The organism is Streptomyces sp. URMC 126 (genome assembly GCF_051386555.1).
Classification (GTDB): domain Bacteria; phylum Actinomycetota; class Actinomycetes; order Streptomycetales; family Streptomycetaceae; genus Streptomyces.
In genome coordinates this window covers 1-15,395 of sequence record NZ_JBPQTX010000166.1, presented here as the reverse complement: position 1 = coordinate 15,395, position 15,395 = coordinate 1, and the positions used below count along the sequence as shown (strand labels likewise).

10 protein-coding genes are annotated in these 15,395 nt (G+C 72.8%); 5 read left to right on the top strand and 5 right to left on the bottom strand.

Annotated elements, in window-relative coordinates; all coding sequences use genetic code 11:
• The first annotated feature begins 480 nt into the window (after positions 1-480).
• Together ppdK and ACSNOK_RS20220 are read left to right on the top strand one after the other, a co-directional pair.
• A complete protein-coding gene (gene ppdK, locus ACSNOK_RS20225; protein WP_436782132.1) occupies positions 481-3,198 on the top strand; it encodes a pyruvate, phosphate dikinase in 2,718 nt (905 codons plus the stop codon).
• Between the two features lie 606 nt (positions 3,199-3,804).
• Positions 3,805-4,827, top strand: a complete 1,023-nt coding sequence (locus ACSNOK_RS20220) for an ArsR/SmtB family transcription factor (protein ID WP_436782131.1) — start codon at positions 3,805-3,807, stop codon at positions 4,825-4,827.
• Between the two features lie 111 nt (positions 4,828-4,938).
• Here ACSNOK_RS20220 and ACSNOK_RS20215 read toward each other — a convergent pair whose 3' ends face one another.
• The 3 genes from ACSNOK_RS20215 to ACSNOK_RS20205 are packed head-to-tail and all read right to left on the bottom strand — an operon-like array spanning position 4,939 to position 8,053.
• Entirely contained in the window at positions 4,939-5,775 is an 837-nt protein-coding gene (locus ACSNOK_RS20215; protein ID WP_436782133.1) for a carbohydrate ABC transporter permease, read from the bottom strand.
• Between the two features lie 52 nt (positions 5,776-5,827).
• Positions 5,828-6,793, bottom strand: coding sequence for a carbohydrate ABC transporter permease (locus tag ACSNOK_RS20210; protein WP_436782130.1), 966 nt, complete (start codon positions 6,791-6,793; stop codon positions 5,828-5,830).
• Positions 6,794-8,053 (bottom strand): ABC transporter substrate-binding protein, encoded by a 1,260-nt coding sequence (locus tag ACSNOK_RS20205; protein ID WP_436782129.1) that lies wholly within the window; start codon positions 8,051-8,053, stop codon positions 6,794-6,796.
• A gap of 355 nt (positions 8,054-8,408) precedes the next feature.
• On the opposite strand from ACSNOK_RS20205, the gene ACSNOK_RS20200 reads away from it, so the two are divergent.
• Positions 8,409-10,430 (top strand): glycosyltransferase family 2 protein, encoded by a 2,022-nt coding sequence (locus tag ACSNOK_RS20200; RefSeq protein WP_436782128.1) that lies wholly within the window; start codon positions 8,409-8,411, stop codon positions 10,428-10,430.
• 122 nt (positions 10,431-10,552) lie between these two features.
• Here ACSNOK_RS20200 and ACSNOK_RS20195 read toward each other — a convergent pair whose 3' ends face one another.
• On the bottom strand, positions 10,553-11,563 hold the full coding sequence (locus tag ACSNOK_RS20195; RefSeq protein ID WP_436782127.1) for an Lrp/AsnC family transcriptional regulator: 1,011 nt from the start codon (positions 11,561-11,563) through the stop codon (positions 10,553-10,555).
• A 99-nt stretch (positions 11,564-11,662) separates the two neighbouring features.
• On the opposite strand from ACSNOK_RS20195, the gene ACSNOK_RS20190 reads away from it, so the two are divergent.
• Positions 11,663-12,436, top strand: coding sequence for an inositol monophosphatase family protein (locus tag ACSNOK_RS20190; RefSeq protein ID WP_436782126.1), 774 nt, complete (start codon positions 11,663-11,665; stop codon positions 12,434-12,436).
• 37 nt (positions 12,437-12,473) lie between these two features.
• Here the strand turns inward: ACSNOK_RS20190 and ACSNOK_RS20185 are convergent, their stop codons facing one another.
• Complete coding sequence (locus tag ACSNOK_RS20185) at positions 12,474-14,384, bottom strand: APC family permease (RefSeq protein ID WP_436782125.1); 1,911 nt, start codon at positions 14,382-14,384, stop codon at positions 12,474-12,476.
• Between the two features lie 234 nt (positions 14,385-14,618).
• On the opposite strand from ACSNOK_RS20185, the gene ACSNOK_RS20180 reads away from it, so the two are divergent.
• On the top strand, positions 14,619-15,194 hold the full coding sequence (locus ACSNOK_RS20180; protein WP_436782124.1) for a hypothetical protein: 576 nt from the start codon (positions 14,619-14,621) through the stop codon (positions 15,192-15,194).
• Positions 15,195-15,395: the final 201 nt, after the last annotated feature.

Genomic DNA, 15,395 nt, shown 5'->3' with positions numbered 1-15,395 from the left:
ACCCCCCCCCACCCCCCGAAACCGCGCTGCGCGCGGTTGTCCTCAAACGCCGGACGGGCTGATCCGTCCGGCGTTTTTCATGGGCCGGACGGGCTACTCCTGCGGCGTGATTCTCGCCACCTCTGATAGGGGGTGCGCTCACATGAGCGCAAATCAGGGGCGTCCACCTTCCTAAGGGTGGCACTCAGTGCCACCCGCTCTGGCTTCAGAAGATGACGGCCGAACGGCCCAAATATCAACAGCAGGTGTGTGCTCCACCTCGCACCGTCACTTCGCGTTCAAGATGTGAAGGGATCATCGGTAAACCCCGACCGGACAGGCGACTTTCGATCTGTTGGCAGACAGCCGGTTACGGCCTCATGTCATTGGAGTGGACCTCCTCAGAAGCCTTCGATCTGGGTACGCTCCCCGCCGTCAGGGCAACCCTCCCCACTGCGGCAGCGCTTTTCCCCGGGAGGTCCAGTGAAGGAGTCGAGTTCCGTGCCGGTATCCGAAGATCAGCAGAAGTTCGTCTACGACTTCACCGAGGGCAACAAGGACCTCAAGGACCTGCTCGGCGGCAAGGGCGCCAACCTCGCCGAGATGACCAACCTCGGTCTTCCGGTGCCGCCCGGGTTCACCATCACCACCGAGGCGTGCAAGGTCTACCTGGCCGAGGGCCAGGAGCCGCCGGCGATGCGGGACGAGGTCACCGCGCACCTGGACGCGCTGGAGGCCCGGATGGGCAAGAAGCTCGGGCAGGCCGACGACCCGCTGCTGGTCTCCGTCCGCTCCGGCGCCAAGTTCTCGATGCCCGGCATGATGGACACCGTCCTCAACATCGGCCTCTCCGACGAGTCCGTGGCCGGCCTCGCCGCGCAGGCCGGTGACGAGCGGTTCGCGTGGGACTCGTACCGCCGCCTCATCCAGATGTTCGGCAAGACCGTGCTGGGCGTCGACGGCGATCTCTTCGAGGAGGCGCTGGAGGAGGCCAAGGAGGCCAAGGGCGTCTCCACCGACGTCGAGCTGGACGCCGACGACCTGCGGGCGCTGGTCGAGCGGTTCAAGGGCATCGTCGCCGAGCGGACCGGCCGGGAGTTCCCGCAGGACCCGCGTGAGCAGATGGACCTGGCCATAAGGGCCGTCTTCGACTCCTGGAACGGCGACCGCGCCAAGCTCTACCGCCGCCAGGAGCGCATCCCGGGCGACCTGGGCACCGCCGTCAACGTCTGCTCCATGGTCTTCGGCAACCTCGGCCCCGACTCCGGCACCGGCGTCGCCTTCACCCGCGACCCCGCCAGCGGCCACCAGGGCGTCTACGGCGACTACCTGCAGAACGCGCAGGGCGAGGACGTCGTCGCCGGCATCCGCAACACCATGCCGCTCGCCGAGCTGGAGCGCATCGACAAGACGTCGTACGACCAGCTCATGCAGATCATGGAGACGCTGGAGACGCACTACCGCGACCTGTGCGACATCGAGTTCACGATCGAGCGCGGCAAGCTGTGGATGCTCCAGACCCGCGTCGGCAAGCGCACCGCCGGTGCCGCCTTCCGCATCGCGACGCAGCTCGTCGACCAGGGCCTGATCACCGAGGCCGAGGCGCTCCAGCGGGTGACGGGCAGTCAGCTCGCGCAGCTGATGTTCCCGCGCTTCGACGAGAAGGCGAAGACCGAGTTCCTGGGCCGCGGCATCGCCGCCTCGCCGGGTGCCGCCGTCGGCAAGGCCGTCTTCGACTCGTACACCGCCGTCAAGTGGTCGCGCTCGGGCGAGAAGGTCATCCTCATCCGCCGCGAGACCAACCCCGACGACCTGGACGGCATGATCGCCGCCGAGGGCATCCTGACCTCGCGCGGCGGCAAGACCTCGCACGCGGCCGTCGTCGCCCGCGGCATGGGCAAGACCTGCGTCTGCGGCGCCGAGGAGCTCGAGGTCGACACCAAGCGGCGGCGGATGACCGCGCCGGGCGGGATCGTCATCGAGGAGGGCGACGTCGTGTCCATCGACGGCTCGTCCGGCAAGGTCTACCTCGGCGAGGTGCCGGTCGTCCCCTCGCCGGTCGTCGAGTACTTCGAGGGCCGGATGCACGCGGGCGCCGACGACGCCGACGGGCTCGTCCAGGCCGTCCACCGGATGATGGCCTACGCCGACCGGATGCGCCGGCTGAGCGTCCGCGCCAACGCCGACAACGCCGAGGACGCCCTGCGCGCCCGCCGGTTCGGCGCCCAGGGCATCGGCCTCTGCCGCACCGAGCACATGTTCCTCGGCGAGCGGCGCGAGCTGGTCGAGCGGCTGATCCTGGCCGACACCGAGACCGAGCGCGACGAGGCCCTCGGCGCCCTGCTGCCACTCCAGAAGGCCGACTTCGTCGAGCTGTTCGAGGCCATGGACGGGCTCCCGGTGACCGTCCGCCTCCTCGACCCGCCGCTGCACGAGTTCCTCCCCGACATCACCGAGCTCTCGGTGCGCGTCGCGCTCGCCGAGGCCCGCCAGGAGGCGCACGAGAACGAACTGCGCCTGCTCCAGGCCGTCCACAAGCTGCACGAGCAGAACCCGATGCTCGGTCTGCGCGGCGTCCGCCTCGGGCTCGTCATCCCCGGCCTGTTCGCCATGCAGGTCCGGGCGATCGCCGAGGCCGCGGCCGAGCGGCGGAACGCCAAGGGCGACCCGCGCGCCGAGATCATGATCCCGCTGGTGGGCACGGTCCAGGAGCTGGAGATCGTCCGCGAGGAGGCCGAGCGCGTCATCGCCGAGGTCGAGGCCGCCACCGGCACCAGCCTCAAGCTCACCCTGGGCACCATGATCGAGCTGCCCCGCGCCGCCCTGACGGCCGGTCAGATCGCCGAGGCCGCCGAGTTCTTCTCGTTCGGCACCAACGACCTGACGCAGACGGTCTGGGGCTTCTCCCGGGACGACGTGGAGGCCAGCTTCTTCACCGCGTACCTGGAGAAGGGCATCTTCGGCGTCAGCCCGTTCGAGACGATCGACAAGGACGGCGTCGGTTCCCTGGTGCGGGCCGCGGCCGAGGCCGGCCGGGCCACCCGCCCGGACCTCAAGCTCGGCGTCTGCGGCGAGCACGGCGGCGACCCGGAGTCGGTGCACTTCTTCCACGAGGTGGGCCTGGACTACGTCTCCTGCTCCCCGTTCCGCATCCCCGTCGCCCGCCTGGAGGCCGGCCGTGCCGCCGCCCTGACCGGGGCGGTGAGCGACAGCCGGTGACACCGGCCGGATGAGCTCCGGAGCCGCCGATGGGATGACCTCGACCCTCGGACCGACGGCGGCTCCGGTACCGGGGAAGGGGCGGTCTCGCGCACGGGGCCGCCCCTTCCGCCTTTCCCCATGGGCTGCGGTCGTCGCCGCGGGCGGCTTCAGGCGGTTTCCGAGGGCGGCGCGGGCCGTCCGGTGGCTACGGGTGCCGTGTCCGGTACGCGGTTAACCCGGGCGTAACGCGAGGGCCACGAGCGGATCACCGGAGCGCAGCCGAGGGGTCACAGCCCGTACCCCGGACGGCCGCCGGGGAGCCGGCGGCACGGCGGAGGGGCGGCGCTCGTGCGGGAGCGCCGCCCCTCGTTTACTCCCCCACCGGGAGTTGTTGCCGCCCGCATCGGCTCGGGCGGCAACTCGCATACTCAGCGACCGCTTTTTCGCTCGCCACCCCCCACGGGAACGAGCTGGGGCGGCCCTGAGTGCGTGAATAGCATTTCGCTCTCGGGGTGTTCGCCGCGAGTCCTTTCAACTGTGGCCAAAAGGGCGTGGTAACAGCACGTATCGGTGTGCATACTCAGTGGGCGGGGGGTGACGGCGGATGTCTCATGTGGGGGTTTGGTGCTGCGTGTCCATTTCACTGGACTCGATCTGGCCCGGTTGCGCCTGGCCGGAGACCCGGACGTGCTCTGGGAAACCGTATTGAGTCTGCACCGGCTGCGGGACAAACAAGGCGAGTCGATCTTCGGCGATTGGCGCACCGAAACCCGTACTCGGTTGAATAGTGAAACTCGGTTGCTGGCCCCGCTGGTTCCGCCCCGGGGCTATTTCCCGGACTTCCTGACACCGGCCGAAGGCGTACTCGGACTGGAGACCGGCGTGGAGGCGCTGCGCGCGACTCCGGCCGAACGGATCCACGACGAGCTCGGCCGGCTGTCCACGGTCCGTACCCTGCCGGCTTGGATACGATCGCTCGCCGAGGGCGACGCGAGGGCCTTCGGCAAGCTGATCGCCGCCCTGCACGACTACCACGAGGCGGCCATCGCGCCGTACTGGGCGCACATCCAGGCGCGGATCGAGGCCGACCGCGCCGTACGCGGCCGGGCCCTTCTCGACGGCGGGGCGGACGCGCTGCTGTCCTCGCTGCCGCCCACGATGCGCTGGCACGCGCCCGTGCTGGAGTGCGACTACCCGGTCGACCGCGACCTGCACCTGAACGGCCGGGGGCTGCTGCTGGTGCCGTCCTTCTTCTGCCGGGGCAACCCCGTCACGCTGAGGAACCCGGACCTGACGCCGGTCCTCGTCTACCCGGCCGGGCACTGCTCGCAGTCCGCCCCGCCGGTGCAGGCGGCGCCGCGCTCGCTGGGCAAGCTGGTCGGACAGACCCGGTCGGCGGTGCTGGGATCCATCGGCGGCGGCTGCACCACCAGCGAACTCGCCCGCCGCGTCGGGGTGTCGGCGGCCTCCGCCAGCCAGCACGCGGGCGTGCTGCGCGAGGCCGGCCTGGTGCTCACACTGCGGCACGGCAGCGCCGTGCTGCACACCCTCACCCCGCTCGGCGCGGCCCTGCTGCGCGGCGGCCACCGGCCGCAGCCGCGCAGGGACCGGCCGGCGTTCCGGGAGGGGTCGCCCTGGGCCATGTAGGTGGGGCGTGGTTCTGGTGGTCTAGGTGGCTGGTGTTTGTTTGTTATCTTTCGGGTTTTCCCTTCCGTTGGTTCCTTTTGGTCGAGCTCTTCGGGGGTGTTGTTCGGGCGGTCAGTCGTCGATGCCCGAGCGTTCCACGCCCGCCACGATGTACCGCTGGAGGAACAGGAACACCACCAGCAGCGGCACGATCGACACCGCCGCCGCGACGAACAGTTCGTGCAGGTTGACCACTTGCGCGTTGGTGAAGGCCGACAGCGCCACCTGCACCGTCCAGGCGTCCCGGTCCTGCCCGATGACCAGCGGCCACAGGAAGGCGTTCCAGGCGCCGATGAAGACGATCGTGCCGACGGCGGCGAAGACCGGCCGCGAGTTGGGGACGACGACGCGCCAGTACGTCCGCCAGTACCCCAGCCCGTCCACCTGGGCGGCGTCCTCCAGCTCCCGGGGGAAGCCGAGGAAGTACTGGCGGAAGACGAAGCAGGCGAAGGCGCTGAACAGGGTGGGCACGATCAGGCCGCGCAGGGTGGAGACCCAGCCCAGCGACGACACCAGCACGAACGAGGGCACGAACGTGACGGCCGCGGGGACCATCAGGGTGCCCAGGATCGCGTAGAAGACGGCGTTCGCGTGCCGGTACGGGATGCGGGCCAGGCCGTACCCGGCGAGGGAGGCCAGCATCAGCGTGCCGGCGGTCGTGGCGACGGCGATCACGGTGGAGTTGAACAGGGCGTGCGCCATCGGCACGTTGGGGTCGTCGAACAGCTCGCGGACGTTCGACCAGTGCAGCTCGCGGGGGAAGAAGGTCCAGTCGGCGGCGGTGATGTCGCTCTCGGCGGCCAGCCCGTTCCGTACCAGCAGGTAGAACGGGACCAGGAACAGCACGGCCAGCGCGACGAGCAGCGCCAGCCGCAGCGCGCGGCCGGCGCGGGCGAGGGCGTCGTGCACGGGTTCGGTCCTCCCGGCCGTACCGCGGCCAGTCTGCTTGGTGACCATGGCGTCACTCCTCCTTGCGGCCGAGACGGGACCAGCGCGCCTGGGCGACCGTCACCACGGCGATCACCAGCGCCAGCACGACCGCTCCCGCGCTGCCCAGGCCCAGGTCCTGCCCCTGGCCGAGCGCTGTGTAGTAGAGGTAGACCAGCGGCGGCCGGGCGTACGGCGGGTAGCCGCGCGCGTCCGAGAGCAGGTTGAAGAACTCGTCGAACGCCTGGAACGCGTTGATGACGAGCAGCAGGGCCACCGCCACCGAGGTGGCGCGCAGCGCGGGGAACGTGATGTGGCGGAACGTCTGCCAGCCGGGGCGCGCCCCGTCGAGCGCCGCCGCCTCGTACAGCCGGACGGGGATCCGCTGGAGTCCGGCCAGGAACAGGATCATGTAGAAGCCGGTCTGGAGCCAGAGCCGTACCGAGCCGATGACCAGCCAGTACCAGGGCGGATGGGTGGTCGCCAGCCAGGCGACGGGTTCGGCGCCGAACCAGCCGAGCACGGTGTTGGCGAGGCCGAAGCGCACCCCGTTGAAGATCGACATCTTCCAGATCAGGGCCGCGACCACGTAGGAGCAGGCGGTCGGCAGGAAGAAGACCGAGCGGAAGAAGGCCTGCGCCCACCGCAGCCGGTTGACGGCGAGCGCCAGGGCGAGGGAGAGCGCGAAGGTGGCGGGCACGATGATCGCGGTGAAGACCGCGAAGGTGGCCAGCGAGGAGCGGAACTCCGGGTCGGACAGGATGCGGCGGTAGTTGCCGAACCCGGTGAAGTCGCTGGGGGTGACCGTGTTGTGGGCGTCGAAGAAGCTGAGGTAGACGCTCCAGCCGAGCGGGACGTAGGTGAACAGCGCGAGGCCGGCGGCGAAGGGGCCGACGAAGACCCAGAACCAGAGGGTACGGTTCCGCTGCCGGCGGCCGGCTGGCGCGGGGGGGTGGCGGTCGGTCTTCGGCCTGAGCGGGCGGGGTGCGGCCGGAGGCATTCAGGACCTCTTCCGGACGCGGGCGAGCTCGGCCTCCGTGGTCCGGACCACCGCCTTGAGCTGCCCCTCCGGATCGGCGCCGTCCTTGATGATCCGGCTCAGCGCGTCCTGGTACGCCACCTTGCTCGCGAACGTCCACAGCAGCGGGTCGGCGTGGCCGTGCTCGGCCGCGAACCGGGCCGCCTCCGCGGCGGGCCCCTGCCGGAGCCGGTCCGCCTTCCGGGCGAGGGAGATCCGGGCCGGGAGGTGCAGACCGTAGGAGAGGGCGAAGTCCTCCTGGTAGCCGGTCTGTTCGACCCACAGCCAGCGGACGTACTCCTTGGCCTCCGCCTTCCGGCCGCTGCGGGCGCTGACCGCCGCCGCGTACGCCCCGACCGGGACCGCGGGCTTCCCCGCCGGACCGTCGGCGGGGAACGGCAGCACCCCCACGTCGTCACCGAGCGCCTTGGTGATCTGCGGCAGTGCCCAGAGCCCGGACCACTGCATGGCGGTGAGCCCCTGGACGAAGGCGGACGGGTCTGACCAGTCGGCGGGCGCGCCGAGCAGCAGCGACTCGTCCGCGTACAGCTTGCGGATCTTGGCGAGGGTGCGGGCGGCGGCCGGGTCGTCGAAGCCGACCTTGCCGTCGGCGGTGACGGGGGAGAGGCCGGCGGCGTACAGCGGGGTCGCGCCGAGGACGCCCGCGCCGCCGTCGTTGCCGAGGAAGAGACCCTTGGTCCGCCGGCCGGTGAGCCGGCGGGCGGCGTCGACCAGCTCGTCGAGCGTGCGCGGCGGCCGGACGCCCGCCTTGTCGAGCAGGCTCTTGCGGTAGTAGAGGAGCTGGGCGTCGACGGTCTGGGGGATGCCCCAGACCCGGCCGTCGTGGATCTTGGGGGCCAGGACGGCCTGCTGGAAGTCGTCCTTGACGTCCTTGACCAGGTCGGTGAGGTCGACGACCTGCCCGCCGAGGATCTGGTCGACGGTGGGTCCGTTGACCTCGAAGACGTCGGGGCCGGAGCCGGAGAGCAGGGCGGCGGCGGTCTGCTGGTCGTAGTTGCCCGGCCGCCACTGGACGGAGACCTTGGCCTTCTTGTACGCGGCGGCGTAGCGCCGGACCGCCTGTTCGGTGCCCGCCTCCCCGTACTGGTGGTACCAGTGCGACAGGCCGCCGCCCGAACCTCCGCCGCCGCGCCCGGTGTTGGAGCCGCACGCGGCGGCGGTCCCGCCGGCGAGCGCGAGCCCTCCGCCGGCGGCGAGGAATCGTCTGCGGGTGATCGGCATGGTGCTGTCCCCCTTGAGTGCGTCGGCTGTGCGGTTCCGGTGTGGCCGGTGGGGCCGGTGGGGCCCGTCCCCGGTGCGCCGGCCAGGGGCCGGTTCCGCTCGGCCGGGCGGTGGCCCGACAGGTCAACGATCAACGATGGGGCGCGATCACGACAGGGGTGTCACAGGGGCATGTCGATCGTTCCGGCCACCGCGGGAGCCCTGCCGGGCCTGGGGAGTGGTCGATTTTCGGACAGTCGTTCGGGATATCACCCTCGTATACCCTGAAATGGCCCGCGCCGGGCTCCCGGCCCCGGCACCGACCAGCCCACCCGGCCGGGGCGCGCCCCCGGCCGCAGGAACGGAGCGCGTACCCATGCCCGGCCCGGACGTCACGGTCATCATCGCCGCGTACAACGCCATGCCGTATGTGACCCGCAGCGTCACGTCCGTGCTCGACCAGACCCTGGGGGCCGACCGGATCGAGCTGATCGTCGTGAACGACGGCTCCACCGACGGCACCGGCGCCGAGCTGGACCGGCTGGCGGCGGACGCGCCCTGTATGCGGGTGATCCACCAGCCGAACTCCGGCGGTCCCGCCGGCCCCCGCAATCTGGGACTGGACCGGGCCACCGGCCGCCACGTCTTCTTCCTGGACGCCGACGACCACCTCGGGCCGGAGGCCCTGGAGCGCATGGTCGCCGCCGCCGACAAGAACGGCTCCGACGTCGTCCTCGGCCGGATCGTCGGCGAGGGCGGCCGCCGGGCGCCCACGTCCATGTTCGGCCGGAACCAGCCGAAGACCGACGTGTTCTCGTCCCGCGTCTACTGGACGCTCAATCCGATGAAGCTGTTCCGGCGCGAGCTGATCGACCGGCTCGGCCTGCGGTTCGAGACCGGTCTGTCGATCGGCGAGGACCAGCCGTTCACCGCGACCGCCTACCTGGAGGCCGCCGCGATCTCCGTCGTCGCCGACTACGACTGCCTGTACTGGGTGGCGCGCGAGGACGGCAACAACATCACCGCGCAGCCGCACGGTACCCGGATGCGCATGGACCTCTTCCGGATGATGACGGAACTGGTCGCCCGGCACACCGAACCGGGCGAGAAACGCGACGTGCTGATGCACCGTCACTTCGCGGTCGAGCTGCGCGACGCCGTCCTCCAGCTGTGCCGCGAGCCCTACCGCGACACCCAGGACAAGCTCCTCAAGGAGCTCGGCGAACTGATCGAGCCCTACTACCACGAGGGCCTGGCCGCCCGGCTCCCCGCCATGGTCCGGCTGCGCTGCCACCTCATCCGGCACGGGCTGCTCGACGAGCTCCTCACCGTCGTCCGCTGGGAGCTCGACCGGGGCGCCGCCAGCTACGGCATCACCACCCTGGCCGCCACCGCCGCCCAGGGCCCCGACATCCTGACCGAGAACGGCCGCGCGTACGCGGAGTACCCCTACTTCCGCGACTCCACCCTCAACATCCCCGACGACTGCTACGACATCACCTCCGAGCTGCGCGTCCGCCACTTCCTGGAGACCGCCGAGCTGCGGGACGGCACGCTGCGGCTGGCCGGGCACGCGTACGTGCACCGAATAGCCGGCGAGACCGAGACGGAGCTGGTGCTGCGCAAGCGCGGCAGCGCCGTGGAACACCGCCTCCCCGTACGCCGCGTCCCCACCCCCGAGCTGGGCGCGGACGAGGACGGCGGGCAGTTCCGGTACCCCGACGCGGGCTTCGACGTGACGGTCGACCTCGCCACGGCGGCCGGCGGGGCGCCGCCGGCCCCGGGCCTGTGGGACTTCACCCTCGCGGTCGCCGCCCGGGGCGTCACCAAGGAGGCCCGCCTCGGCAGCCGGCGCGCCGAGTCCGTCACCGCCGGGACCGTGACGGTCGTGACGGGGGAGGGGACGGCGGCGGCGCTGTTCACCACCAAGCCGTACGGGAACCTGTCGCTGGACGTGGGCGAGACGCGGCACCGCGTGCTGCCGCTCCTGGGCGTCGACGGGGCCGAGTGGGCCGGGGAGGGGTCCGCCGTCCTCGTCGTGAACGGCCGGTGCGGGCTGGCCGGTTGGCCGTCCGGCGCCCTGACGCTGCGGGCCACCGAGATGGCGAGCGGCGCGGTGCGGTCGGTGCCGGTGACACCGGGCGCGGACGGAGCCTTCGCCGTGCGGTACGACTGTGCGGCGGAGGCGGGGGAGTGGCGTTTCGAGCTGCGGCTCTCGGCCGGGGCCGAGGAGTGGACCGTGCCCGTGCCGCCGCGGGGGCGGCTCGCGGCGGCACGGTGGCAGCGGTTCGGGCTGCCGTGGTACGCGAAGGTTGTCGAAGGGCGGGATGTGCTGGTGGTTCGGGTGGGGCGCGTGGAGCTGTTGAAGGGAGTGCGGGGGCGGCTGAAGCGGCGGTAGTCGCTTGGGGGTTGTGGCCCCGGTCCCACCCTTCTGTAGACCGTCCGGCGTTCGAGGGCGACCGCGCGGGGGCTTGCCCCCCCCGCGAGAAGCGGTGAGGGGGACGGGGCCGGGGCCCCCGGTCACCCCCCAGGCCGCTTGACGGCCCGTCCCACCAGCACCGTCTCCACCTCCCGCACCCCCAACGCCCCTACCTCCTCCGTGAGGAAGCGGTAGAGGTCCGGCAGCCCGGGCAGCCACACCGCCAGGTGCAGATTGCTGACCCCGGTCGTCGCGAGAGCGCCGTGCACCGCCGGATGGGCGGCCAACCGCCGTCCCACCGCGTCCAGTTCCCCGGGCGGCACCCGCATCAGCAGGTTCGCGTCCACCGCCAGGCCCAGCCGCCGCGCGTCGACGTGGACGTGCGTACGCAGCAGGCCGTCCGCGCGGAGGGCGGCGATACGGCGGCGGACGGTGGACTCGGGGTGGCCCGTCCGGCGGGCGATCGCCGCGGCGGGGGCTCGGCCGTCGTCGGCGAGGGCGGCGAGCACGGCGCGGTCGGTGGCGTCCGGCGGACCGGCGCGCCGGCCCGCCCGGGGCGGGGGCGGGGTGAGGGCGGCGGCCTCGGCCGCGGTCAGGACGTCGTGCCGCCACTCGTGCGCGTTCTTGAAGACGTGCAGGACCGTCTGCGCGTCGACGGACGTCACCGCGCCCGTCGCGGGCAACTGCCGGAAGACCAGGCGGTGCGGCGCGCCGGGGTCGGCGAGCAGGACCGCGCCGATCTCGTCGCCGCCCGCCGAGAGGTCCACGAACGGGATGTCGTCCCGGTCGGCGAGCGCCTTGGCGACGACGTCGGCCTTGCCGCGCAGCACCTTGATCCGCAGCAGCATCGCGGCCGGTGACGCGCCCTCCGGGGACTTGGGGGATCCGGGGGACCCAGGGGACCCGGGGGATTCCGGAGCGCCCGGGGGCAGGCCCGCCACCCGTACCGTCCCCGAACCGAGCAGCGCCGCCCAGCGGCGGTGCACCACGCGCGGGCTGAGCCCCAGCACCTCGCCGGCCCGCTCGGCGGTCAGCCGGCCGTCGTACTGGAGGGCGGCGACCAGCCGCCGGTCCCGCTCGTCGAGGACGTCTTCGCTCGTTTCCCTGCTCACGGGCGACAGTTTCGCTCATCCGCCGCTTGGGTCGAGACCGTACTGGCCCTCTCCCGGTGATCGTTGTCGCACCGCGTCCGACCCCACCGAGGAGACCCCGTGCCCGACCTGCTCGCCACCATGACCGCCGCCGCCCGCGAGACCGGCGCGTTCCTGCGGGACCGCCGGCCGCCCGCTCCCGGCCGCACCCTGGAGACCCTGCGCGACACCTTCCGGTCGGTGGACGAACCGGCCGTCGCCCTGCTGCGCGAGCGCCTCCGCGTGGCGGCGCCGGCCGCCGTGTGGGCCGGCGAACTGGACACCGAACTGCCCGAGAAGGGCGAGGCGTGGGTGGTGGACGCCATCGACGGGGCCGTCCAGTACCTGCGCGGACTGCCCCACTGGTGCGTCAGTCTCGCCCTGGTCCGGGACCGCGAGCCGGTCGCCGCCGTCCTGCACTCGGCCATGCCGGGCGAGACGTACACGGCGGTGGCGGGCGGGGGCGCCCACCGGGACGGCGTTCCCGTCGTGCCGGCGGACGGGGGTGAGCTCGCCGCGGCGGTCGTCGTCACCGCCCAGCCGCCCTTCCCCGCCGGCCGGCCGGAGGCGGTGGCGGCGGCCGGCCGCGGGCTGAGCGCCGTCCTGCCCGCCGTGGCCGCGGTACGCCACCTCGGCCCGGTCTCGTGGCAGATCGCGGACGTGGCGGCCGGACGGCTCGACGCGTTCTGGGAGTACGGGCGGGACGACGCCAACCTGCTGGCGGGCGCCCTGATCGCACGCGAGGCCGGCGCCCTGGTCACCGACCTGGCGGGCCGGCCGTGGCGGGCGGGGGCGGAGAGCATCCTGGTGGCTCCCGAGGCGCTGCACGGCGAACTGCTCGCCCTCCTCGCCTGAAGCCCCCGCCGGGCGCGCCCCTCGCGCGCCGGGCGCCTCAGCCCCTCCGCGCGTCCACCCGGAACCGCAGCCGGCAGATCACCGCGTCCGTGTCGCGCCGTACGGCATGGGCGACCACTGCCCCCCGCTGGTTCTGCAGCGACCGCTGCCACAGCCGGGCCGGTTCGACCTCCGGGATGAGGACGGTGATCCGGTTGTCGGGGTGGCGGTCGGCCAGTTCCCGGACGTAGTCGACGATGGGGCGCCCCAACGCCCGTGTGGCAGCGGGCAGTTCGACGAGGTCGACGCCCGGGTTCCACAGCTCCCAGTCGCGCCGCAGGGACTCCGCCGCGCGCCGCCCCTCCGCATCGGGTCCGGTGACGGTGACCGCGACGACCTCGTCGCCGAGGGAGACGGCGGCGGTCAGGGCCTTGCTGGTGAGCCGGGAGAGGGAGGAGACGGGCACGACCACGACGGAGTGGCAGCGGCGGGGCGGCTCGGGCACCCGGCCCAGCTCCAGGCGGTCGCCGATCCGGCCGTACGCGCGGTGGACGGTCTCGAAGGCCAGCACCATCAGCGGGAGCGCCAGGACGATGAGCCAGGCGCCCTCCGTGAACTTGGTGGCGGTGACGACGACGGCCGAGACCCCGGTGAGCAGCGCGCCGAAACCGTTCAGCAGGGCCTTGCCCCGCCACCCGGCCGACCGTTCCCCGCGCCAGTGCCTGACCATGCCGACCTGGCAGATGGTGAAGCCTACGAAGACCCCGATGGCGAACAGCGGCACCAGCGTGTTGACGTCGCCGCCGGAGAGGACGAGCAGCAGCGCCGAGACGGCGGCCAGCGCGAGGACGCCGTGCCGGTGCACCTGGCGGTCGGCCTTGAGGGCGAAGACGTGGGGCAGGTAGTTGTCCCGGGCGAGCAGGCTCATCAGGACGGGCAGCCCGCCGAACGAGGTGTTGGCGGCCAGCGCCAGCAGGACGACGGTCGCGAACTGCACCACGTAGAACGCCCAGTTGTGGCCGAGCGAGGCGTCCGCCAGCTGGGCCAGGACGGTGACGCCCTCCACCGGCTGGAGGTGGAAACGGCCGATGAGCACGGACAGGCCGATGAGCATGGCGCCCAGCAGCGCGCCGAGCGCCACCTCCGTGCGCTGGGCGCGGCGGGCGCGCGGGGCGCGGAAGGAGGGCACGGCGTTGGCCACGGCCTCGACGCCGGTGAGGGCGGAGCAGCCGGCGGCGAACGCCTTGAGCAGCAGCAGGGCGCCGACCGAGGTCGCGTCGGAGCTCAGCGCGGAGGCGTGCCCGGCGGCGGCCTCGGTGCTCGCGGGCGCGTCCCGGAACAGCCCGACGACGATCACGGTGAGGATCGAGCCGACGAAGACGGCGGTCGGGACGGTGAAGGCCTTCGCCGACTCCGCGATGCCCCGCAGGTTCACCGCGGTGACCAGGGCCAGCACGCCGAGGCAGATCCACAGCCGGTCGGCGTGGAGTGCGGGGAAGGCGGAGGTGAGGGCGGCGACGCCGGCGGTGACGGAGACCGCCACGTTCAGCACGTAGTCCAGGACCAGTGAGGCGGCCGTGACGAGCGAGGTGCGGCGGCCGAGGTGCCGCTTGGCCACCGCGTAGGAGCCGCCGCCGTCCGGGAAGGCGGCGATGACCTGCCGGTACGAGGCGACGAGCACGGCGAGCAGGGCCGCGATGGCGAGGGTGACGGGCAGGGTGCAGCCGAGACCGTGGGCGCCGGCCGCGGCCAGCACGAGGACGATCGACTCGGGGCCGTACGCGACGGAGGCCATCGCGTCGAGCGACAGCGCGGCCAGGCCCTGGACGGCGGTGAGCCGGTGCCGTTCTTCCCCGTGGTCCTCGCGGCCGTCCCGCGGGGCGTCGTCTCGCGCGGTCGCGGCGCCGGTATCCGGCGGTTCCTCACCGGTGTCGGCGGGCCGTTCGTCCGTGTGGGCCGGCGTGGACATCTCTGTTCGTACCTCCGTGACGTGGGAGGCTCAGCCTGCGTCGGAGGTGACTGAAAGGCACTGGTCCTTGGCGGTTTCTTGGCGCCTTCCGTGGCCATCTTGGCGCTTCTTTAACGGATGTTGACCGGGGCACTGCCAAGGGAACGTCAGGAGGTCGTCAGGTTCGGACACGTTTCCGTCAGCTTGGCGTCAACGGGCGCGGGATCACCGAGCGGGCGGCCCTAACCTCACGCCATGGGACGGCGACCGACGGTAAGGACGCGCAGACACGGGCCCCGCTCCGGGCGCCCCGCCACCACGGCCATCGACGGCGTACTCGCCCGGGACCGCGGCTGGCGGCGCGAGGCCCGGGAGGCGTGGTGCTGGGGGACGGCCCTCGGCGGCCTCCTCACCCTCGTCGACCTGCTGCGCGGCGAGCTCGACGCGGCCCGGGCCTGCTGCTGGGCGGCGCTCGGCATCACCCTGGTGGCGGTCCTGCGACCGCCCCGCGTCACCGCCGGCGACGGCTGGCTGGCCTCCCGCGGGCTGCTGCGGGAGCGGCGGGTACGGACGGATCTGCTCACCCGCGTCCGGCAGTCGGACGGAATGGCACCCCGGCTCGTCCTCCGGGACGTCGGCGGGGGCCGGGTCGAGCTCGACCCGCGCGTCCTGCGGACGAACCCGCTGCTCTGGCACCAGCTGGAGAGCGGGGCCCGGCGGGCCCTGGAACGGGGGCTGCTGCGGGAGGGCGCGCCGGTGCTCGCCGCTCTGGCGAGCCGGATCGACGGGGAGGGGGTACGGGGCGTGCTCCGGGCGTCGGGGCTGGAGTGACCGTCCGGCCGGTCCAGCCAGTCCAACCCGTCCGGCCCGTCCTGCGATGTAGGACGAGCGGCCGAGCCGCGACAAGCGGAGGCCGGGGGAGCAACCCGCCGCGGGAGAGGGGCCGGAGCGTCACACCCCCGCCGGCCACCCCCACCGCACCCCCGTCAGCCGCTCCGACAACCGCCACAGCCCCGCCGCCGCCCCGTCGTC

Bases quoted from the DNA above. Each gene is read 5' to 3' on its own strand.
- ACSNOK_RS20180 (WP_436782124.1), top strand. From the start codon at position 14,619: ATGGGACGGCGACCGACGGTAAGGACGCGCAGACACGGGCCCCGCTCC.
- ACSNOK_RS20210 (WP_436782130.1), bottom strand. From the start codon at position 6,793: ATGCCTCCGGCCGCACCCCGCCCGCTCAGGCCGAAGACCGACCGCCAC.
- ACSNOK_RS20205 (WP_436782129.1), bottom strand. From the start codon at position 8,053: ATGCCGATCACCCGCAGACGATTCCTCGCCGCCGGCGGAGGGCTCGCG.
- ACSNOK_RS20185 (WP_436782125.1), bottom strand. From the start codon at position 14,384: ATGTCCACGCCGGCCCACACGGACGAACGGCCCGCCGACACCGGTGAG.
- ACSNOK_RS20200 (WP_436782128.1), top strand. From the start codon at position 8,409: ATGCCCGGCCCGGACGTCACGGTCATCATCGCCGCGTACAACGCCATG.